Source organism: Terriglobales bacterium, from assembly GCA_035567895.1.
Taxonomy (GTDB): Bacteria; Acidobacteriota; Terriglobia; order Terriglobales; family Acidobacteriaceae; genus Gp1-AA112.
Window position 1 is genome coordinate 1 of sequence record DATMPC010000060.1, and the last position, 18,598, is coordinate 18,598.

The 18,598-nt window shown below is 56.1% G+C and carries 33 protein-coding genes; 31 read left to right on the forward strand and 2 right to left on the reverse strand.

Annotation, left to right across the window (positions count from 1 at the left end; translation table 11 throughout):
- The 30 genes from VNX88_13480 to rplQ all read left to right on the forward strand — a co-directional run.
- The coding region (locus VNX88_13480) for a hypothetical protein (protein HWY69675.1) at positions 1 to 265 on the forward strand (265 nt) is incomplete at its 5' end.
- A gap of 110 nt (positions 266 to 375) precedes the next feature.
- On the forward strand, positions 376 to 693 hold the full coding sequence (gene rpsJ / locus VNX88_13485; protein HWY69676.1) for a 30S ribosomal protein S10: 318 nt from the start codon (positions 376 to 378) through the stop codon (positions 691 to 693).
- 65 nt (positions 694 to 758) lie between these two features.
- A complete protein-coding gene (rplC, locus tag VNX88_13490; protein ID HWY69677.1) occupies positions 759 to 1,529 on the forward strand; it encodes a 50S ribosomal protein L3 in 771 nt (256 codons plus the stop codon).
- Between the two features lie 2 nt (positions 1,530 to 1,531).
- Positions 1,532 to 2,206 carry a 50S ribosomal protein L4 gene (gene rplD / locus VNX88_13495; protein ID HWY69678.1) on the forward strand — a complete coding sequence of 225 codons (675 nt, stop codon included), beginning with the start codon at positions 1,532 to 1,534 and terminating at the stop codon, positions 2,204 to 2,206.
- Positions 2,206 to 2,547 carry a 50S ribosomal protein L23 gene (gene rplW / locus VNX88_13500; GenBank protein HWY69679.1) on the forward strand — a complete coding sequence of 114 codons (342 nt, stop codon included), beginning with the start codon at positions 2,206 to 2,208 and terminating at the stop codon, positions 2,545 to 2,547. Before rplD ends, rplW begins: the two co-directional genes overlap by 1 nt.
- A gap of 78 nt (positions 2,548 to 2,625) precedes the next feature.
- Positions 2,626 to 3,447 (forward strand): 50S ribosomal protein L2, encoded by an 822-nt coding sequence (gene rplB, locus VNX88_13505; GenBank protein ID HWY69680.1) that lies wholly within the window; start codon positions 2,626 to 2,628, stop codon positions 3,445 to 3,447.
- 7 nt (positions 3,448 to 3,454) lie between these two features.
- The gene (gene rpsS / locus VNX88_13510) at positions 3,455 to 3,769 is read left to right on the forward strand and encodes a 30S ribosomal protein S19 (GenBank protein ID HWY69681.1); all 315 of its coding nucleotides are present in this window, start codon (positions 3,455 to 3,457) and stop codon (positions 3,767 to 3,769) included.
- A gap of 12 nt (positions 3,770 to 3,781) precedes the next feature.
- Positions 3,782 to 4,264: a 50S ribosomal protein L22 gene (gene rplV / locus VNX88_13515; GenBank protein HWY69682.1), complete on the forward strand. Its 483-nt coding sequence runs from the start codon at positions 3,782 to 3,784 to the stop codon at positions 4,262 to 4,264.
- Between the two features lie 2 nt (positions 4,265 to 4,266).
- The gene (rpsC, locus tag VNX88_13520) at positions 4,267 to 4,932 is read left to right on the forward strand and encodes a 30S ribosomal protein S3 (protein ID HWY69683.1); all 666 of its coding nucleotides are present in this window, start codon (positions 4,267 to 4,269) and stop codon (positions 4,930 to 4,932) included.
- A 51-nt stretch (positions 4,933 to 4,983) separates the two neighbouring features.
- Positions 4,984 to 5,391: a 50S ribosomal protein L16 gene (rplP, locus tag VNX88_13525; protein HWY69684.1), complete on the forward strand. Its 408-nt coding sequence runs from the start codon at positions 4,984 to 4,986 to the stop codon at positions 5,389 to 5,391.
- Positions 5,392 to 5,397: 6 nt separating this feature from the next.
- Positions 5,398 to 5,784, forward strand: a complete 387-nt coding sequence (gene rpmC / locus VNX88_13530) for a 50S ribosomal protein L29 (protein HWY69685.1) — start codon at positions 5,398 to 5,400, stop codon at positions 5,782 to 5,784.
- A 40-nt stretch (positions 5,785 to 5,824) separates the two neighbouring features.
- A complete protein-coding gene (gene rpsQ / locus VNX88_13535) occupies positions 5,825 to 6,148 on the forward strand; it encodes a 30S ribosomal protein S17 (protein HWY69686.1) in 324 nt (107 codons plus the stop codon).
- A gap of 30 nt (positions 6,149 to 6,178) precedes the next feature.
- A complete protein-coding gene (gene rplN, locus VNX88_13540; GenBank protein HWY69687.1) occupies positions 6,179 to 6,550 on the forward strand; it encodes a 50S ribosomal protein L14 in 372 nt (123 codons plus the stop codon).
- A 96-nt stretch (positions 6,551 to 6,646) separates the two neighbouring features.
- Complete coding sequence (rplX, locus tag VNX88_13545; protein HWY69688.1) at positions 6,647 to 6,976, forward strand: 50S ribosomal protein L24; 330 nt, start codon at positions 6,647 to 6,649, stop codon at positions 6,974 to 6,976.
- Between the two features lie 3 nt (positions 6,977 to 6,979).
- Positions 6,980 to 7,525: a 50S ribosomal protein L5 gene (gene rplE / locus VNX88_13550; protein HWY69689.1), complete on the forward strand. Its 546-nt coding sequence runs from the start codon at positions 6,980 to 6,982 to the stop codon at positions 7,523 to 7,525.
- A gap of 46 nt (positions 7,526 to 7,571) precedes the next feature.
- Positions 7,572 to 7,796, forward strand: a complete 225-nt coding sequence (locus VNX88_13555) for a type Z 30S ribosomal protein S14 (GenBank protein ID HWY69690.1) — start codon at positions 7,572 to 7,574, stop codon at positions 7,794 to 7,796.
- 159 nt (positions 7,797 to 7,955) lie between these two features.
- Positions 7,956 to 8,354 (forward strand): 30S ribosomal protein S8, encoded by a 399-nt coding sequence (rpsH, locus tag VNX88_13560; protein HWY69691.1) that lies wholly within the window; start codon positions 7,956 to 7,958, stop codon positions 8,352 to 8,354.
- 68 nt (positions 8,355 to 8,422) lie between these two features.
- Positions 8,423 to 8,962: a 50S ribosomal protein L6 gene (gene rplF, locus VNX88_13565; protein HWY69692.1), complete on the forward strand. Its 540-nt coding sequence runs from the start codon at positions 8,423 to 8,425 to the stop codon at positions 8,960 to 8,962.
- 81 nt (positions 8,963 to 9,043) lie between these two features.
- Positions 9,044 to 9,415 (forward strand): 50S ribosomal protein L18, encoded by a 372-nt coding sequence (gene rplR, locus VNX88_13570; GenBank protein HWY69693.1) that lies wholly within the window; start codon positions 9,044 to 9,046, stop codon positions 9,413 to 9,415.
- Between the two features lie 4 nt (positions 9,416 to 9,419).
- On the forward strand, positions 9,420 to 9,932 hold the full coding sequence (gene rpsE, locus VNX88_13575; GenBank protein ID HWY69694.1) for a 30S ribosomal protein S5: 513 nt from the start codon (positions 9,420 to 9,422) through the stop codon (positions 9,930 to 9,932).
- 4 nt (positions 9,933 to 9,936) lie between these two features.
- Positions 9,937 to 10,152 carry a 50S ribosomal protein L30 gene (gene rpmD, locus VNX88_13580; GenBank protein ID HWY69695.1) on the forward strand — a complete coding sequence of 72 codons (216 nt, stop codon included), beginning with the start codon at positions 9,937 to 9,939 and terminating at the stop codon, positions 10,150 to 10,152.
- A gap of 58 nt (positions 10,153 to 10,210) precedes the next feature.
- Complete coding sequence (gene rplO / locus VNX88_13585) at positions 10,211 to 10,654, forward strand: 50S ribosomal protein L15 (protein HWY69696.1); 444 nt, start codon at positions 10,211 to 10,213, stop codon at positions 10,652 to 10,654.
- 15 nt (positions 10,655 to 10,669) lie between these two features.
- The gene (gene secY / locus VNX88_13590) at positions 10,670 to 12,061 is read left to right on the forward strand and encodes a preprotein translocase subunit SecY (GenBank protein ID HWY69697.1); all 1,392 of its coding nucleotides are present in this window, start codon (positions 10,670 to 10,672) and stop codon (positions 12,059 to 12,061) included.
- Between the two features lie 196 nt (positions 12,062 to 12,257).
- Positions 12,258 to 13,010 carry a type I methionyl aminopeptidase gene (gene map, locus VNX88_13595; GenBank protein ID HWY69698.1) on the forward strand — a complete coding sequence of 251 codons (753 nt, stop codon included), beginning with the start codon at positions 12,258 to 12,260 and terminating at the stop codon, positions 13,008 to 13,010.
- 25 nt (positions 13,011 to 13,035) lie between these two features.
- Positions 13,036 to 13,254 carry a translation initiation factor IF-1 gene (gene infA / locus VNX88_13600; protein ID HWY69699.1) on the forward strand — a complete coding sequence of 73 codons (219 nt, stop codon included), beginning with the start codon at positions 13,036 to 13,038 and terminating at the stop codon, positions 13,252 to 13,254.
- A gap of 143 nt (positions 13,255 to 13,397) precedes the next feature.
- Entirely contained in the window at positions 13,398 to 13,784 is a 387-nt protein-coding gene (gene rpsM / locus VNX88_13605) for a 30S ribosomal protein S13 (GenBank protein ID HWY69700.1), read from the forward strand.
- Between the two features lie 2 nt (positions 13,785 to 13,786).
- Positions 13,787 to 14,224, forward strand: coding sequence for a 30S ribosomal protein S11 (rpsK, locus tag VNX88_13610; protein ID HWY69701.1), 438 nt, complete (start codon positions 13,787 to 13,789; stop codon positions 14,222 to 14,224).
- A 162-nt stretch (positions 14,225 to 14,386) separates the two neighbouring features.
- The gene (gene rpsD / locus VNX88_13615; GenBank protein ID HWY69702.1) at positions 14,387 to 15,016 is read left to right on the forward strand and encodes a 30S ribosomal protein S4; all 630 of its coding nucleotides are present in this window, start codon (positions 14,387 to 14,389) and stop codon (positions 15,014 to 15,016) included.
- 157 nt (positions 15,017 to 15,173) lie between these two features.
- On the forward strand, positions 15,174 to 16,241 hold the full coding sequence (locus VNX88_13620; protein HWY69703.1) for a DNA-directed RNA polymerase subunit alpha: 1,068 nt from the start codon (positions 15,174 to 15,176) through the stop codon (positions 16,239 to 16,241).
- A 136-nt stretch (positions 16,242 to 16,377) separates the two neighbouring features.
- A complete protein-coding gene (gene rplQ, locus VNX88_13625) occupies positions 16,378 to 16,881 on the forward strand; it encodes a 50S ribosomal protein L17 (GenBank protein ID HWY69704.1) in 504 nt (167 codons plus the stop codon).
- A gap of 116 nt (positions 16,882 to 16,997) precedes the next feature.
- Here the strand turns inward: rplQ and VNX88_13630 are convergent, their stop codons facing one another.
- Complete coding sequence (locus tag VNX88_13630; protein HWY69705.1) at positions 16,998 to 17,243, reverse strand: hypothetical protein; 246 nt, start codon at positions 17,241 to 17,243, stop codon at positions 16,998 to 17,000.
- Positions 17,244 to 17,288: 45 nt separating this feature from the next.
- The gene (locus VNX88_13635; protein ID HWY69706.1) at positions 17,289 to 17,822 is read right to left on the reverse strand and encodes an isoprenylcysteine carboxylmethyltransferase family protein; all 534 of its coding nucleotides are present in this window, start codon (positions 17,820 to 17,822) and stop codon (positions 17,289 to 17,291) included.
- Between the two features lie 100 nt (positions 17,823 to 17,922).
- On the opposite strand from VNX88_13635, the gene VNX88_13640 reads away from it, so the two are divergent.
- Positions 17,923 to 18,579, forward strand: a complete 657-nt coding sequence (locus VNX88_13640; GenBank protein ID HWY69707.1) for a nitroreductase family protein — start codon at positions 17,923 to 17,925, stop codon at positions 18,577 to 18,579.
- Positions 18,580 to 18,598: the final 19 nt, after the last annotated feature.

Below are 18,598 nucleotides of genomic sequence, written 5' to 3' on the forward strand. Positions count from 1 at the left end.
CGAGATCTACGTGCTGACCAAGGAAGAGGGCGGACGGCATACTCCGTTCTTCAAGGGCTATCGTCCGCAGTTCTACTTCAGAACGACGGACGTGACCGGCGTAGCGGAACTTCCAGCAGGCACGGAGATGGTAATGCCGGGCGACAACGTGGCACTGACGATCGAGCTGATCACGCCGGTGGCGATGGAGAAGGGCTTGCGCTTCGCGATCCGCGAGGGTGGACGCACGGTGGGCGCAGGTACGATTAGCGAGATTGTGGCTTAAGAGAAGTAATCAGTAGTCAGTGCTCAGTTACTGACAACTTACTACTGAAAACTGAGAACTTTTTACCGCAGCGGCAAGACAGACCGCAGCAGATCTTTGAGAGATAACAAATGGTAGGACAGAGAATACGCATCCGGTTGAAGGCTTACGACTATCGCGTTCTTGACCAGTCGACTGGGGAGATCGTGGAAACCGCGCGTCGCACCGGAGCGCAGGTAGCGGGACCGATTCCGCTGCCGACGATCAAGAATAAGTACTGTGTGCTGCGTTCGCCGCACGTCGACAAGAAGTCGCGCGAGGCCTTCGAGATCCGCACACACAAGCGACTGCTCGACATCCTCGATCCCACACAGCAGACGGTTGATGCGCTGATGAAGCTCGATCTTCCGGCCGGTGTGGACGTCGAGATCAAGGCATTCGGAAGTTAGAGAACCTCTCGCGAGAGAGCCTACAGTCCCCGCCGCGGCGGGGATGATGAGGAGAAGAAGAAAAAATGGTTTCAGGAATTTTGGGAAAAAAAGTCGGCATGACGCAGCTCTTCGATGACAAGGGCGAGGTACGCCCGATTACGGTGCTGCAGGCTGGACCGTGCGTGATCACGCAGCGCAAGAACGCGGCGCGTGACGGATACGACGCCGTCCAGATTGGACTCGTCGAATTCGTGAAGGGCAAGCGCGTTACTAAGCCGATGCAGGGACACTTCGGCAAACACAATCTGCCGCCGGTGAAGTTTATGAAGGAAGTCACCGTAAACACTGTAGTGGAAGCTGGCGAGACGCAGTCGAAGGGCGAGAATCCCCCGGCGGAGACGAACGGCCAGGTCAAGGTCGGTGACAAAGTTCTGGTGGATATCTTCCAGGACGAAAAGTTTGTCGATGTGACTGGAACCAGTAAGGGTCGAGGATTCGCTGGCGTTGTTCGTCGGCACCATTTCGGCGGCGGACCGAAGTCCCACGGGCATATGTTCCAGGTGCAGGGTTCGATCGGCGCCTCATCGTTCCCATCTCGCACGTTCCCCGGACAGCGCATGTCCGGGCACATGGGCGTCGACCAGTGCACGGTTCGCAACCTGCGCATCATCGGCATCGACCTTGAAGAAAATCTGTTGATGGTCGAAGGCGCGGTACCTGGTCCCAAAGGCGGATATGTAGTGATCAACAAGGCCAAGAAGCCGCCGCGTGAGCGTCGTGGATTTGCCGGCGCGCAAACGGTCGATCCGTTGAAGGCTGCGAAGAAGGCCGCTGCCGGAAAGGCCAAGAAATAACCATGGCAAAGATTGACGTTGTAGATCTGAAGGGCAAGAAGGTCGGCAGCCTTGAGCTGGCAGACGAGGTCTTCGGCACGATCAATGAAGACCTGCTCTGGGAAGCAGTGACGCATTACCGCGCAGCTCAGCGCGCGGGTACTCACGCGACCAAGAACAAGAAGCTCGTTTCCGGCGCAGGCAGAAAGCTGTGGAAGCAAAAGGGTACCGGACGGGCGCGTGTTGGCTCGATCCGATCGCCTCTCTGGCGCCACGGTGGCACGGTCCACGGACCTCAGCCGCGCAGCTACGATTTTGCGTTTCCCAAAAAGAAACTGCTCGGGGCGTTGCGGTCGGCCCTGGCAACGAAGCTGTCGGACGGCAAGCTGACTGTGGTTGAGAGCCTGGATTCCCTTTCGGGCAAAACCAAAGACTTGCGAGAAGCCCTGGATACGCTGGGTGTCGAGAAGACTTCGTTGATCGTGGCGAACGTGAATTCTGAGACTCGGGAACACGATCGCAATTTGTATCTGAGCGCGCGGAATCTCGACGGAGTGGAGTTGGTGTCGGGTTCGGAAGTGCATCCGTATCACCTGCTTCGTTACGACCGTGCGATTTTCGCGCGGCCTGCGATCGAGCAGTTGCAGGAGACGCTTAAGAAGACCGTATCCAAGCGGCAGAATGCGGAGGTGGCCTAATGAAGTCTGCTTACCAAATCATCCGCCGGCCGGTGATCACGGAGAAGGCTGAGCGAGCGAAGGAATTTGATCCGAAGGCCGCCAAGGACAAGAGTTCGCGCAAGAAGGAAGCAACTTCGGGTCAGCTCGTATTTGAAGTTGCAGCTAAGGCAACCAAGACCGAGATCAAGCAAGCCGTGCAACAGGTCTTCAAGGTAAAGGTTGATACGGTGCGGACCGCGAACTTCCACGGCAAGGAGCGACGCCGCGGCCGTTTCGCCGGACATCGTCCGGACTGGAAGAAGGCTTACGTTCGTTTGAAAGTGGGCGAGAAGATGCCCGAATACGCGGACAACGCGTAGAAAGAAATCGGGCCATCGGGTGATCGGGTCATCGGGCGGTAGAGGCAAGAACCTGATCTTCCTGGAGCTATATAGACAATGCCGATTAAGACATACAGACCACTTACTCCGTCGCTGCGGTTCAAGACGACACTGGTCAACGACGACATCACGACCGATCGTCCGCACAAGGCGCTGACGAAGATCAAGCAGCGTACTGGTGGGCGTCGCAACGCCGGCGACATCACGAGCTGGCATCGTGGCGGTGGGCATAAGCGCAAGATTCGCGTGATCGACTTCAAGCGCGATAAGGCCGGAGTCCCGGCGACCGTCGCGTCGATCGAATACGATCCGAACCGCTCTGCGCGTATCGCTCTGTTGGCATATGCTGATGGCGAGAAGCGCTACATCCTGCAACCGGTGGGGCTGCAGGTTGGGCAGAAGATCGTCAGCGGTCCTGAGGCTGACATTCTGGTTGGCAATGCGCTTCCGCTGCGCAACATCCCTGCGGGTACTACCGTGCACAACATCGAGCTGAAGCCGGGAAAGGGTGCGCAGATGGTGCGCTCGGCCGGTGGCGCTGCGCAGCTGGTTGCGAAGGAAGGCGACTACGCGCTGCTGAAGCTGCCCTCGGGCGAGACACGCAAGGTGCTCATCGATTGTATGGCGACGGTGGGTCAAGTCGGGAATACCGATCATGAAAATGTCTCGATCGGCAAGGCTGGCCGTAAGCGATGGTTGGGTCGTCGTCCGGTGAACCGCGGTGTTGCCATGAACCCGGTCGACCATCCACATGGTGGTGGCGAAGGAAAGACCTCCGGCGGACGTCATCCGGTGACACCCTGGGGACAACCGACACGAGGCTACAAGACGCGCAATAACAAGCGGACTGACAAGTTCATCGTGAGCAGAGGGAAATAAGGTTTTTATGGCAAGAAGCACAAAAAAGGGGCCGTTCATCGACGAGCACCTGATGAAAAGAATCGAGACAATGAACCGCGCGAACGACAAGAAGGTCGTGCGCACGTGGTCGCGTCGGTCAACGATTCACCCTGACATGGTGGGACACACAATCGCCGTGCACAACGGCCGCAAGTTCATTCCGGTGTATGTCTCCGAGAACATGGTCGGACACAAGCTGGGCGAATTTAGCCAGACGCGAAGCTTCAAAGGGCACTCGGTGAAGGCGGCGGCAACGGAAACCGCAGCGAAGCCAGCGCCAGCGCCGACACCGGCGAAATAGCGGAGAGAGAACATGAATTTTGCTGAACAGGAATTTCTAGCCCAGGCGCGCTTCCAGCGTGTCTCGCCGCAGAAGGCTCGCTTGGTATTAGACCTGATCAAGGGCCGCCGCGTGGAAGAAGCGGTGAATACGCTAGCTTTTACCAAAAAGGGAATTGCTCCGGCGATCGGCAAGCTGCTGCGCTCTGCGATCGAGAATGCCAATTATCTTGGGCAGGAGAAGGGCCTCGACGTCGACGTCGATCAGCTCTACGTGAAGCGCGCGATCGCCAACGATGGTCCCCGCATGAAGCGTATTCGTCCGGCTCCGATGGGAAGGGCATATCGTTATCAGCGCCGCATGGCACACATTGAGATTGCTCTCGCTGAAAAGCTTCGCGCACAGACTGGCGGCGCTGCGACCGTAGTCGGCGAGGAAGCTCCGAAAGCTAAGAAGCGCGCTGTGGGCAAGCCCGCGAAGAAGACCGCGTCGAAAAAAGCGACGGCGAAAGGATAACTATGGGTCAGAAGGTACATCCCTACGGATTTCGGCTCGGCTACACCAAGCCCTGGAAATCGCGCTGGTTCGTCGAGCGCGACTACGACAAGCTCCTCCTGGAAGACGTGAAGCTCAAGGCAGAGTTGAAAGACAAGCTGAAGTCCGCCGGCGTGAGCGCGATTGAAATTGAGCGCCCGGGGAATAAGCTACGGATCATCATCAAGACGGCGCGGCCTGGCATCATCATCGGACGCAAGGGCGCCGAGATTGACAAGCTCAAAATCGAGTTGCAGAAGCGGACCAACCGCGATGTCTTCATCGATATTCAGGAAGTGCATAAGCCGGAGCTCGATGCTCAACTGGTCTCCGAGTCGATTGCTCTTCAGCTTGAAAAGCGTGTCGGCTTCCGCCGCGCGATGCGCAAGTCAGTCGATTCTGCCCTGCGGTTTGGGTGCAAGGGCATCAAGGTTCGCGTGTCCGGCCGCTTGAACGGAAACGAGATCGCACGCTCGGAGTGGTACCTCCAGGGAAGGCTGCCGTTGCATACGCTGCGCGCCGATATTGAGTATGGCTTCAGCGAGGCGCGCACGACGTACGGCGTAATTGGAGTGAAGACCTGGATTTACAAAGGCGAGATTCTTGCGCAGAAGAAGCGTGAGCCACAGGTGGCAGCGACGGCGTTTTAGCGAATTCACGAAGTTGGATAGGGCTTTTGCCCAAGAGAAATCTTTATGTTAATGCCGAAAAAAGTTAAGTACCGCAAGACGCAGCGCGGACGCATGGCTGGAAAAGCATGGCGCGGTTCGCAGCTCTCCTTCGGTGACTATGGACTGAAAGTGCTGGAGTGCGGCTACATCACTGACCGCCAGATCGAAGCAAGCCGCGTGGCGATGACGCGTTTCGTGAAGCGTGGTGGCAAGGTGTGGCTCCGGCTCTTTCCTGACAAGCCGGTAACCAAGAAGCCCGCCGAAACTCGTATGGGTAAAGGAAAGGGAGCGCCGGATCACTGGGTAGCGGTGGTTCGCCCGGGCAAGATCCTGTTCGAGATGGAAGGGGTAAGTCAGGCCGACGCGCAGGAAGCGATGCGCCTGGCGTCACACAAGCTTCCGCTTAGAACCAAGTTCGTTGCGCGTGAAGGACATTAGACAGAGATGAATATCGAGAAAATCAGAAATCTTGGTCCTGACGAGCTGCTGCACCAACAGCGCGATGCTGCCGATCAGCTCTTTCGGCTGAAGTTCCAACTCAAAATGGGACAGACGAGCGGCGTCAAAAAAATGCGCGAGCTGCGCAAGGACCTGGCGCGCATCAAGACAATCGCTCGTGAGCGCGAACTGGGAATTGACAATGCTGTAGTTAGTAACGCTGCCAGCACAGCGACAACGGCGAAGCATCAAGCCGCGCCTGCCGCAGCCCCGATGGCTCCCGCAAAGAAGAAGTCCTCGAGGGCGGTCGCAAAGAAGAAGTCGGCATCCGCGAAGAAGGCAGCTGCACCGAAAAAGAAAGTCGCGGCAAAGAAGAGCAAAGCGAAAAGGTAGTTTCGCGCTCCCGTCACGGCGGGATGAAGGAGATTTTTGAATGGCCCAGCAAGCAACCGGAGCAACGGCGCTTAAGACCGATTCACACCGGAATGAAAAGATCGGATACGTAACTTCCACGAAGATGGCGAAGACCGTGGTGGTTGAAGTTGAGATGCGCAAGGCGCACGCCAAGTACAAGCGTGTAATCGCGAAGTCCAAGAAGTTCTACGCGCATGACGAACAGAACACTGCTCGCACGGGCGATGTGGTGCGCATCGTCGAAACACGTCCATTGTCCAAGCTGAAGCGCTGGCGTCTGGCTGAGATCATTCAGCGTGCAGCGATCGTGCCGGGCGCGGAAAAGATCGAGCAGGCAAGCTAGTCCTACTTCGCAGACGAGGAGAAAAAGATTATGGCCGTAATGATGCGAAGCATGTTGGAAGTCGCCGATAACTCCGGCGCGCGCAAGTTGCAGATGATTCTGCCGCTGGGCGGATCCAGTGGTCTGCGCGCGGGTTTGGGCGACATTATCACCGCCTCCGTGAAGGAAGCATCGCCGGATGGAACGGCGAAAAAGGGAACCGTGGTGAAAGCGGTAGTTGTGCGCATGCGCAAGGAGTCGCGCCGCCGCGATGGCACCTATATTCGCTTCGACCAGAACGCCGCGGTGCTGATCAATGAGACCGGCGAGCCGGTAGGGACGCGTGTCTTTGGTCCGGTTGCCCGCGAACTGCGTGAGAAGAAGTTCTTAAAGATTGTTTCGCTTGCCCCAGAGGTTCTGTAAGAGAAGTATTCAGCACTCGGCAGTCAACATTCAGCCCTGCCAGTGCAAAAAAGTTGAACGGCTGAGTGCCTGGAGTTAGAAAACGAGATTTTGATCATGATGGAAAAGACATATGACATCCGCCGCAACGATCAGGTAAAGATCATTGCCGGTCGTGACAAGGGCAAAGAAGGACGCGTGCTGCGTGTGTTTCCCGACAAGGCTCGCGTGTTGGTCGAGCACGTGATGATGGTGAAGAAGAACGTGCGGCCGAATCCGCAGAAGAACATTAAGGGTGGCATCGCCGAGCAGGAGAGCCCAATCGCGATCTCGAACGTAAAGCTCATCTGCCCGAGTTGCGGACCGGTGCGAGTTGGGCACGACCGACACGGCGAGAAGAGCGTTCGCGTCTGCAAACGCTGCAAGACCACGTTGGAGAAGAGCTAAGCCATGAGTGCGAGATTACGAGAAAGATTTCACAAAGACATCGCCCCTGTGCTCCAGAAGGAGCTGTCGCTGAAGAATCCGATGGCGGTTCCTCGCTTACATAAGATCGTTGTGAACATGGGAGTCGGCGAGGCGACGCAGAATGCGAAGGTCCTCGATCCTGCTGTCGCGGAACTCGGCCAGATTACCGGGCAGAAGCCAGTGGTGACGAAAGCAAAGAAATCCATCGCTGCGTTCAAGGTTCGTGAAGGAATGCCGATCGGCGCCATGGTCACTCTGCGCGGGGATCGTATGTATGAGTTCCTCGACCGTTTGATCAATGTGGTGCTGCCCCGTGTGCGCGACTTCCGGGGAGTCTCCACGAAGTCCTTCGATGGGCGCGGCAACTACACGCTTGGACTGCGCGATCAGTTGATCTTTCCGGAGATCGACTATGCGAAAGTCGACAAGCTCAAAGGTATGAATGTCACGATTGTGACGACAGCTAAGAACGACAACGAAGCCCGAGCATTGCTTCGTAGCTTCGGAATGCCGTTCAGGGCCGCGTAAAAGGTTTCACAGTTTCAGAGTTAGAAGAATTTTCTTTAAGGATTGCATGACTACAGCAAAACGAGTCAAGGACGCGAAGATCGAGAAAAAGTTTGAGCAGGCGCGCGGCAGCAAAGGGCCGAAGCCCAAGTTTTCCACGCGCAGGCATAACCGCTGCAAACTCTGCGGACGTCCGCGGGCTTACCTGCGGAAGTTTGGCGTCTGCCGCCTGTGCTTCCGCGGGCTGGCTCTTCGCGGCGAGATTCCTGGGGTTTCCAAGTCGTCCTGGTAGAAGAGGCTTTCGGCGCTTGGCACTCAGCGTTCGGCCGGTCGAGCCCGTGAATGGTTTTAGGCCGAATGCTGAATGCCGATAGCCGAGTGCTCACTGCAGTACGTTTCGGCCTGGTTTCCGCCGCGGCGGACTAACGCGAAACGATAAGAGGAGATAAGAATGAGTTTGACCGATCCGGTCGCAGATTTGTTGACCCGAATTCGTAACGCTGTCAGTGCGCGCCAACAGAAGCTGGATGTGCCGGCTTCGAAGCTGAAGATGGAAATCGCCCGCATCCTCAAAGAGGAAGGCTACATCTCCAACTTTAAGGCCACGGAAGAAAGCGGGCGCAAAGTACTGCGCGTGTACCTGAAATACAGCTCGAGCAACGATGCCGCTATTACAAATGTGGCCCGCGTTTCGCGACCCGGCTGCCGCGTGTATGTCGGCCACACAGAGATTCCGCGCGTTCTCGGCGGTCTGGGAATCAATATCCTCACGACTCCAAAGGGCGTGATGACCGGGCGTCAAGCGCGCAAGAGTGGCATTGGCGGCGAGATTTTGTGCGAGGTTTGGTAACTAGCTAAGAGCTAAATGACGGTCGTGGACTTCCAGAAAACTCTGGAACGACTCACCGAGAGGAACTTATGTCGAGAATTGGAAAAAAGCCGATCACGGTGCCCAGCGGGGTGAAGGTCAATATCCAGGGCAATCTCGTGTCGGTACAAGGACCTAAGGGCAAGCTGGATACGCCAGTCCCAATCGGAATCAAGGTTGAACAAAAAGACGGGCATCTGGTTGCGATTCGCGAGAACGATTCGCAAGCGGCGATTCACGGATTGGCGCGCGCTCTCGTGTTCAATGCCGTCGAAGGTGTGACCAACGGCTGGAAGAAGGAACTCGAAATCGTTGGAATCGGTTATCGCGTGGAAATGAAGGGTAAGGGTACTGTGGTGTTCACGCTGGGGTTTTCCCACCCCATCGAGTTCCCGCTACCCGCTGGTATTGATGTTGCGGTGGACCCAAAGCAGACGCGGCTGACCGTCAGTGGAATTGATCGCCAGAAGGTTGGACAAGTTGCTGCCGATATGCGCTCGCTCCGTCCACCGGATCCGTATAAGAACAAGGGTGTCCGCTATGCTGGCGAGCGCCTGAAGAAGAAGGTTGGCAAGACCGGAGCGAAGTAATCGGGCGATCGGAACATCATCGACCCGGACATACAAAATTGATCGTGCTGCTGGGAGCAGTACGAAGCAAGGGCAAAAAGCATGATTCCGCAGATTTCGAAAGACGCAGTAAGGCGGCGGGTTCACACCCGCATTCGCACGAGACTTCAGGGTAGTGACGAGCGTCCGCGCTTGAACGTGTACCGCTCCTTGAACCATATCTATGCGCAGGTGATTGACGATGGCAACGGCGTTACCCTTGTCTCTGCGTCTACTGCGAGTGGCAAAGAGGGCAAGAGCAAGAAGAATGCGGGCGGCAATCTGGCGTCGGCCAAAGAGATTGGGAAGTTGATCGCGCAACGGGCCAAAGAAAAAGGCATCAAGCAAGTGGTGTTCGACCGCGGTGGCTATCTGTATCACGGACGCATCAAGGCCCTTGCCGAAGCCGCACGCGAAGCAGGATTGGAGTTCTAAACGAATGGCAGCAACCGGAAAGAAGAGAATCGACGCTGGTCAGTATCAGCTTAAGGACCAGGTCGTCGCCATCAATCGCGTTACCAAGGTAGTCAAAGGCGGCAAGAACCTGTCATTTGCCGCGCTGGTTGTTGTGGGAGATCCGGCAGCCGGAGTTGTCGGCTACGGTTCCGGAAAAGCCAAGGAAGTTCCGCAGGCGATCCGCAAAGGTATCGAGTCGGCAAAGAAAAACCTGATCAAGGTGAATCTCACGCAGACCACGGTTCCCCACGCGGTTCTCGGACGCTTTGGCTCGGGGCACGTTCTTCTGAAGCCGGCTCCGGAGGGAACTGGTGTTATTGCCGGTGGCGCCGTTCGAGCGGTGATGACTTCGGCAGGAGTCCAGAACGTGCTCACGAAGTCGCTCGGTACGGCGAATCCGCACAATGTAATCAAGGCAACCTTTGACGCGCTCGGCAAGCTTCGTGACCGGGCTGAAGTGGCCGCACTTCGCGGCAAGACCGCTCAGGAGATCTAGACAGATGGCAGAGAAAAAGACTAGCTCTCAGAAGTCAGGGGCAAAGGGAACGGTGCGTATCCGCTGGGTGCGGTCGTACATTGCCTCTCCGGTGAAACACAAGAAAATTGTCAAAGGTCTTGGATTCACGAGGCTGAATCAAATCGTTGTGCGCGAAGACACGCCTTCGATCCGCGGCATGGTGAAGAAGATCCCGCACCTGCTCGAGTTTGTGCAGTAGCCAGCAGCAACGTAGAGACTCAGCATGCTGCGTCTCTACCATGCAGTAAGAGAACACTATGAACCTTTCCAATTTGCGAGCGCCTAAAAAGGCGAATTCGAACAAGAAGCGTGTCGGACGCGGTATGGGTTCGGGCATGGGCAAAACCTCAACCCGCGGACACAAAGGGCAGCGCTCCCGCTCCGGCTCGCGCATGATGCGAGGCTTTGAAGGCGGTCAGATGCCGTTGCACCGTCGCCTGCCGAAGCGTGGATTCACTAACATATTTAGGACTGAGTACACGATACTGAGTATCGACCGAATCGCCTCATTAGGCGAAGGCGATGTGACCCTCGATACTCTCGTCAAAGCCGGTCTCGCGAAGAACGGAGACTTGGTAAAAGTTCTCGGCGACGGAGAGCTCAAGAAGAAAGTCAACGTGCAGGCTCATAAGTTCTCCAAGTCTGCGCAGGAAAAGATCACCAAGGCCGGCGGCAAGGCGGAAGTCATCGGCGCTGCTTAAGAATGTTGGTCCTCTATGTTTGAGAAGTTAGCGAACATCTTTCGCGTTCCTGATCTTCGGACGCGCGTTCTATTCACTCTGGCGATGCTGGCGGTGTATCGCCTAGGTGGTCACATTCCTACGCCTGGCATTAACGCGGACGTGCTGTCCCAGTTCTTCGATCAGCAGCGTGGGTCGATGTTGGGTTTCGTGGATCTGTTCAGCGGTGGCAACCTGAAGCGCCTGACTGTTTTTGCGCTGGGAATCATGCCGTACATCACGGCGTCGATCATTCTCCAGTTGCTGACGGTTGTGTACGAGCCATTAGCGAAACTGCAGAAGGAAGGCGAGCTGGGACGCAAGAAGATCACGCAGTGGACTCGCTACCTCACAGTTGTGCTGGGTGCCCTGCAGTCGTTTGGTATCGCTGTGACTCTTCAGAAGAACTCTGGTGGAGTGCAGTTTGTGACGAATCCCGGCATCGGCTTCGTGCTGATGACCGTGATTACGCTGACAGCCGGAACCGCCTTCATTATGTGGCTGGGTGAGCAGATTACCGAGCGCGGAATCGGCAATGGAATGTCGCTCCTGATCTTTGCCGGAATTGTTGTGGGTCTGCCTCGCGGAATTGCTGAGCTCTACGAGAAGGTAAAGACCCAAGCCTGGGGCGGATTTACCGTGCCGGCGATGGTGCTGTTGATGGTCGTAATGATCGTTGTCGTCGCGTTCATCGTCTTCGTTGAGCGTAGCGAGCGGCGCATTCCCGTGCAGTACGCGAAGCGCATTGTCGGACGGAAGATGATGGGCGGCCAGAGTACATATATGCCCTTCCGCGTCAATGCGGGTGGGGTGATGCCGGTCATCTTCGCATCGTCGATCCTGAGCGCGCCGCTATTTTTCGCTCAATACTTCAAGAACACTAAGGGCATCGGCTGGATCTTCGACTCGCTGCGGGGCGGGGAGCCTCTGTACGAGTTCCTCTACGTTATCGGCATCATTTTCTTTGCGTACTTCTACGTTTCGATCATCTTCGATCCGGCACGCGTGGCTGACGACATGCGCCGGTACGGCGGGTTCATCCCTGGCATTCGTCCTGGAAAACGAACGCAAGAGTATGTAAACAGCATTCTTACGCGGCTAACGCTCGTAGGAGGGCTTTACCTCTGCGTGGTGTCCATCATCCCGCAGTGGATGATTGGCGGTATTCACTTGAACCATCTCCCGGGCGTTTTAGGGAACTTCTTTGAGCGGTTCCCGACGTGGTTTACCAACGGCCTAGGCGTCACGTTTTACTTCGGCGGAACCTCGTTGCTGATCGTCGTTGGAGTCGCGATGGATACCGTCAATCAGGTTGAAGCGCAACTAGTAATGCGCCACTACGAGGGTTTTACTCCCAAGAGTGGCCGGATTCGCGGTCGCCGTTGGTAGCTAAGTACGTAGGAATGCCGATGGTTGAGGGCCTGATCGTAATCCGCTATAATCAGGGATTGCAACGGCTCTCCGGACGTCGTCCTTGTCCCGCCCGCGGCAGCAACGTTCATCTCACGCCTAAAGGTTCCGATGCCGTTCTCCGAGGAGGAGACGAGCCTGCGCGGAATTCTGTGCTTTGCGAGAGTGTGGCCTGATGGCCATCATGTGCAAGTCGGCTGGTGAGATTGAGAAAATGCGCCGTAGTGGGCGCATCGTCCGGCAGGTACTGGACGCCGCGGTAGCAGCAGTTAAGCCCGGCGTTACCACGATGGATCTTGAGGCGGTAGCTGCCGCCAAGATCGAGGAGTTGGGAGCTAAGCCGGCGTTCAAGGGTTACTACGATTATCCGTGCGTGCTGTGCACCTCGGTAAATCAGGAGATCGTTCACGGTATTCCCTCTGCGAAGCGGGTGCTGACGGAAGGTGACATCGTTTCGATCGACTGCGGTGTAGTTCTGGACGGGTACTACTCGGACTCAGCAGTTACAGTTCCGGTTGGCAATCATGTGAAACCGGAGATCAAGAAGCTGCTTGATGTGACCAAGGCTTCCCTGGAACGGGCGATTCAGACAGCGCGGATCGGAAGTACTGTCGGGGACGTCGGCGCTGCAGTACAAGAGATGGTTGAAGCCAATGGCTTCAGCGTAGTTCGAGAATTCGTAGGACACGGGATCGGTACTCGGCTCCACGAAGAGCCGCAGGTTCCCAATTACGGAACCCGAGGGCACGGTCCTCGACTCCGTGAGGGAATGGTTCTGGCGATCGAGCCGATGGTGAATATTGGCAAGCCAGACACCAAGCTGCTCGACAATAAGTGGACTGCCGTAACTGTTGATGGAAGCTTGAGCGCCCATTTCGAGCACTCGGTAGCCGTGACAAAAGACGGACCAGTAGTTTTGACAGCATAGTTACAACTGAAGACTTAAGGATCGATTGAGCAAAGAAGACGCGATTGAGGTAATGGCAGTGGTGCTTGAACCGCTGCCCAATGCAATGTTCCGGGTGGAGCTGGAGAACAAACATCAGGTTCTCGCTCATGTGTCCGGACGTATGCGCAAGAATTTCATCAAGATTTTGCCCGGTGACCGCGTAGCGGTGGAGCTTTCCCCCTACGACCTGAACCGAGGCCGAATCGTGTATCGATACAAATAACGGTTTAGGGTGCAGGGAGTCATGAAAGTCAGAGCCTCAGTGAAGAAGATTTGCGATAAGTGCAAGGTCATCCACCGTCGTGGTGTGGTGCGTGTGATCTGCGAGAACTCCAAGCATAAGCAGCGGCAGGGATAAGGAAACATATGGCACGCATTGCAGGCGTCGATCTTCCGCGCAACAAGCACGTGGTCATCGCGCTCACATACATCTACGGCATCGGCAATCCGCGTTCGGCGCGCATTCTGGCGGCGGCCAAGGTGGATCCGGACAAGAAGGTGCAGGACCTGAATGAGGATGAGGTGAACCGCATCCGCCAGGTGATCGAAAGCGAGGGCAACGTCGAAGGCGACCTTCGCAAAGACACCTCGATGCACATTAAGCGTCTGATCGAAATCGGCTCTTATCGCGGATTCCGTCACCGCCGTAATCTCCCGGTTCGCGGGCAACGAACACACACCAACGCCCGCACCAGGAAAGGTCCGCGTAAGGGAACAGTGGCGAACAAGAAGAAAGCGGCGGCTAAGACATAACCATGGCGAAACCGGCAGCAACAACAGGCGGCGCTGCAGCAGCGCCCGAGAAAAAAGGCAAAAAGAAGCAGTTTAAGAAGAAAGAACGCAAGAATGTGCCGTTCGGCTTGGCGCACATTCAAGCCTCGTTCAACAACACGATCATCACCATCACCGACAACGAGGGGAAAGTAGTGTCCTGGAAGAGCTCCGGCTCGCTTGGCTTCCGCGGTTCCCGTAAGGGAACTCCGTTCGCGGCGCAACAAGCGGCGATGAACGCTGCCAATCAAGCGCGGGATCACGGCATGCGTTCCCTCGATGTTCGAGTCAGTGGTCCTGGATCGGGTCGAGAATCGGCGATCCGAGCCCTCGCAGCTGCGGGCTTGGAAGTACGCGTGATTCGCGATGTAACGCCGATTCCGCATAACGGATGCCGTCCGCCAAAGCGGCGGAGAGTTTAGTTTTTGCTGTCATTTCGAGCGTAGCGAGAAATCCCTACTCCCACGAAACGGGGTGGGTACAGTAGGGATTCCTCACTACGTTCGGAATGACAAAAAGAATGATCGGGAAGAAGGGCGCGCCGCCTGTAAACCGATCGCAATAACCCGATTCTTGGAGAATAAATGGCACGATACAAAGGACCAGTTTGCCGCCTTTGCCGGCGCGAAGGCATGAAATTATTTCTGAAGGGCACCAAGTGTTTCAGCGACAAGTGCCCAATTGAGAAGCGTAACTTCGCTCCCGGACAGCATGGCAAGGACCGCAAGGCCAAAATCGTTGGCTATGGCTTGCAGCTCCGCGAGAAGCAGAAGGCCAAGCGCATCTACTTCACGCTCGAAAAGCAGTTTCGCAACTACTTTGAGAAGGCAGCGCGCGCTAAGGGCGTGACCGGCGAGAAGCTTCTGCAACAGCTTGAGCGACGGCTGGACAACGTCGTCTATCGCCTTGGTTTCGCGATTTCGCGTCGCCAGGCTCGCCAGTTGGTTCGTCACGGGCACGTGGCGGTGAACGGACGCAAAGTGAACATTCCTTCGTACCAGGTTGCCGTCGGCGAAGAGATCGCAGTGCGCGATAACAGCAAGAAGATGACTGTGCTCGAGACCTCCAAGGAGTTCACCAGTCATCAGCCGGCAGTGAATTGGCTGGAAGTGGATCGCGACAATTACAAAGGACGGGTAACTGCTCTGCCCAAGCGTGAAGACATCAATTTGCCGGTCAATGAACAGTTGATCGTGGAGTTGTATTCGAAGTAGTGATTTGGTAGAGACGCAGCATGCTGCGTCTCTGCGGAACGTAAACACCAATAAACACGAGAGGACAATCGGCGCGGCCGTTGCAAAATGCTTCGCGACGCTATTAGCCGCGCAGGAAACTTCAGCTCACTGAATTAAAGGAAAAGGACAAACGAACATGCTCTGGAAGGGATTTCAAAAACCGAAGCGGCTCGCCGCTGATACCGACACGCTCACCGATAAATACGGCAAGTTTTATGCCCAGCCGTTCGAGCGTGGTTTCGGAACCACAATTGGAAACGCGTTGCGACGCGTTCTGCTCTCTGCCATCGAAGGCGCCGCAATTACCGCGGTGCGAATTGAAGGGGTTCTACACGAATTCCAGTCAATTCCCGGTGTCGTGGAAGATGCCACCGACATCATCCTGAATGTGAAGCAGGTTCCATTCAAGCTGAACAGCGACAATCCCAAAGCGATCTACCTGAAGACCGACCAGCCAGGTGTGATCACCTCCGGCATGATCGAAGCCGACGGCGACGTGGAGATCCTCGACAAGGATATCTACATCGCCACAGTGAGCGAAGGCGGAAAGCTCGATATGGAAATGCGCCTGAAGCGTGGGCGCGGCTATGTTTCTGCAGACAAGAATTTCGACGAGGATCTCGGACTCGGATTCATTCCTATCGATTCCGTTCACTCGCCCGTCCGTAAGTGCAACTATACGGTGGAAGCGGCTCGTCTGGGACAGATCACGGACTACGACAAGCTCACGCTCGAAGTCTGGACCAACGGCGCGGTAGTGCCGGCCGATTCGATCGGTCTGGCGGCAAAGCTGGTGAAAGATCACATGAGCATCTTCATCAACTTTGAGGAAGAGCACGAGACTGAAGGAGCGGAAGATCGCAAGCCGGAGATCCGGAACGAGAACCTGAACCGCTCGGTCGAGGAACTAGAGCTGTCCGTTCGCAGCTACAACTGCCTGAAAAACGCGAATATTCAGACCATCGGCGAACTGGTTCAGAAGTCTGAAGCCGAAATGCTGAAGACCAAGAACTTCGGGCGCAAATCGTTGAACGAGATCAAAGAGATCCTTGCTCAGATGGGTCTCAGTCTGGGAATGAAGATCGACGAACACGGAAACGCAGTCCCAGGACCAACCAGTCAGGCGCCGGCGGCTGTATTGGCGGGTGCATATTCGACTCCCGAAGACGACCTCGACGACGAAGAGCCAGCGGGCGGGTTCTAAACAGGCTTTCGGCAATCGGCGCTCGGCCTGAACACTTCATCGGCCGAACGCTGAGAGCCGACAGCGGAGTGCCAAATCAAATGTAAGAGCGCGCGAGATAGCCGTGCGCCGATTAATGAGTTAGGAATAGACGACCATGCGTCACCTGAAAGCAACCTGGAAACTAGGACGTAACACCAGCCACCGTCGCGCGCTGCTGCGCAACCTGGTGAGTTCTCTCATTCTCGAAGAGCGTATTGAAACTACTGTGGCAAAAGCCAAAGCCATGCGCCCTCACGTCGAGAAGATGATCACCTTTGGCAAACGCGGCGATGTTGCCGCTCGCAGACTCGCGGCGTCCTTTCTCACCTCCCGCGAAGCTGTCGACCGACTCTTCAGCGAAGTCGGACCGCGATATGGCGATCGTAACGGCGGCTATCTCCGAATTGTTCGGACGGGATTCCGTAAAGGCGATGGCGGGGAAAAGGCGTTCATTGAGCTCATCGGTTCGGAGAAGATTCTCGACGAGCGTCGCGAAAAGCGTTCTGAATTGCGCGCCAAGCGCCGCGAGGAAGTTGAGAAGGCGATGCAGGAACAGCAGGCTAACCTCGAAGCTAGCGGTGGTCCTGCGGCAGGCGAGGGTGAAAGCAAGTCCGAATAAGTCGAGAAATGTTGCATTGAGGCGCGGATACATTCCGCGCCATTTCCTTTTACGGCTTTTCGGCTCGTCTTCCCCGCCAATAATTGTTGGGCAACCCGACACACTCCCAGAAGAGTTTATGCGACAATGCTCGCCGCACTTCGGGAGCCGAACATATGTGCATGTTGTGCGAGCTGCAGTTGTTCAACGATCATCAGGCGCTTGAGCGCGAGTTCTACGATGTTTGCCCAAAATGCAAAAAGTTCCCGGCGGACGCCTCCGGCCACGAGTGCTATCACTGCTTCAGCGTCGGCGGCATTGTCGATGAGTGCCCGAAGTGCAATGGCAAACCTTGGAGTGAAGAGTTTTTCGCGGCCAGACACGAAATTGAGGGCGACGAGAAAGATCCCCTCCCATTCTAGGAATTTTCACCTCGTAGCGACGGCTTGCTGTTGAGAGTGTTCCCAAGCCCTCGTTCGCGGAATCCACCGCCGCACATTCTTGCAGTACTCCAGATACTCCGCGCCAAATTTGTCGCGAAGCGTAGGTTCTTCGTAGAAGAAGACGAAAAGATTCACCAGGACGATGATTGCGAGCGCATATCCCACCAACACGCCAGAGAACTCGGCAAAGAGAACCCCGCAGCCAAGCAAGACAAGCCCAGCCCCGAGGTACATAGGATTGCGGACATAGCGGTAGGGCCCGCTGATCACCAGATGTCGCGGCGCGTCAAAAGGGGCCGGAGTACCTTTTCCCACGACGAAAAAATTCACAAAGCAGCTAATTGCGATGATTGCGCCCGGGACGAGCAGAAGAAGGCCGAACCAACGAGCTGGGTGCTGGGACGGAAACTCCGTCGAGCTTCGAATATTTAACCATTGAGGCATCAACCATAGCCACAACAGCATAAAGCCGCTTATGTACAAAGCGCTGCGAAGAGCGAGGAATATCCGCTGGCCCATGATGCACCTCGGATTCTTGCCGCCAGGAGTATAGCGTCGAGAAGACGTTTACTCTAGCATTGCGAGCTATATTTCGGACCATCCCAGGTTGGAGAAGAAAGTGACAGAGCAGAGTCATGAGAAAACCATCAGCACAGTGATTGCTGAGCGACGCTCCACGCCGCGTTTCGCGCCGACACCGGTTGCGGAGGAGGATCTTAAGCGGATTGTTACGGCTGGGTTGGAGTCGCCCAGCGGCTACAACCTGCAGCCCTGGAGGTTCGTGGTCGTCCAAAGTCCTGAACTGCGCCGCAAGTTACGGGCAGCTTCTCACGAGCAGCCGAAAATCGAGCAGGCGCCCGTAGTGATCGTTGCCCTCGGCGATCCGGAAGGTTGGCGTGAGGGGGATCTCGACGCGATGATTCGAATCGGCGCGCAGCATGGGTACTCGCACCCGTCGAAGTCAGGCGAGATGCGCCAGATGATTTCCACGTACTTCAGCGAGCACAAGAACATTCCCATGTGGCTAAACCGCCAGGTAATGATCGCGCTCACAACTATGATGCTGATGGCTGAAGCGCTAGGATACGACACCGCGTTGATGGAGGGTTTTGAGGATGGCAAGGTAAGGGAAGCCATAAGTGCCCCCGAACGCATGGAAGTTATATGCCTGCTCGCGATTGGTCATCGCCAAGGAGAGGACAAGCGTTACGGCGGTCGATTTCCCGCAGACCGCGTCGTCTTTGCGGAAAGCTTCGGGCGTCCCTTCCCGCTCTAGCTGGAATTTGCCGTGGAAT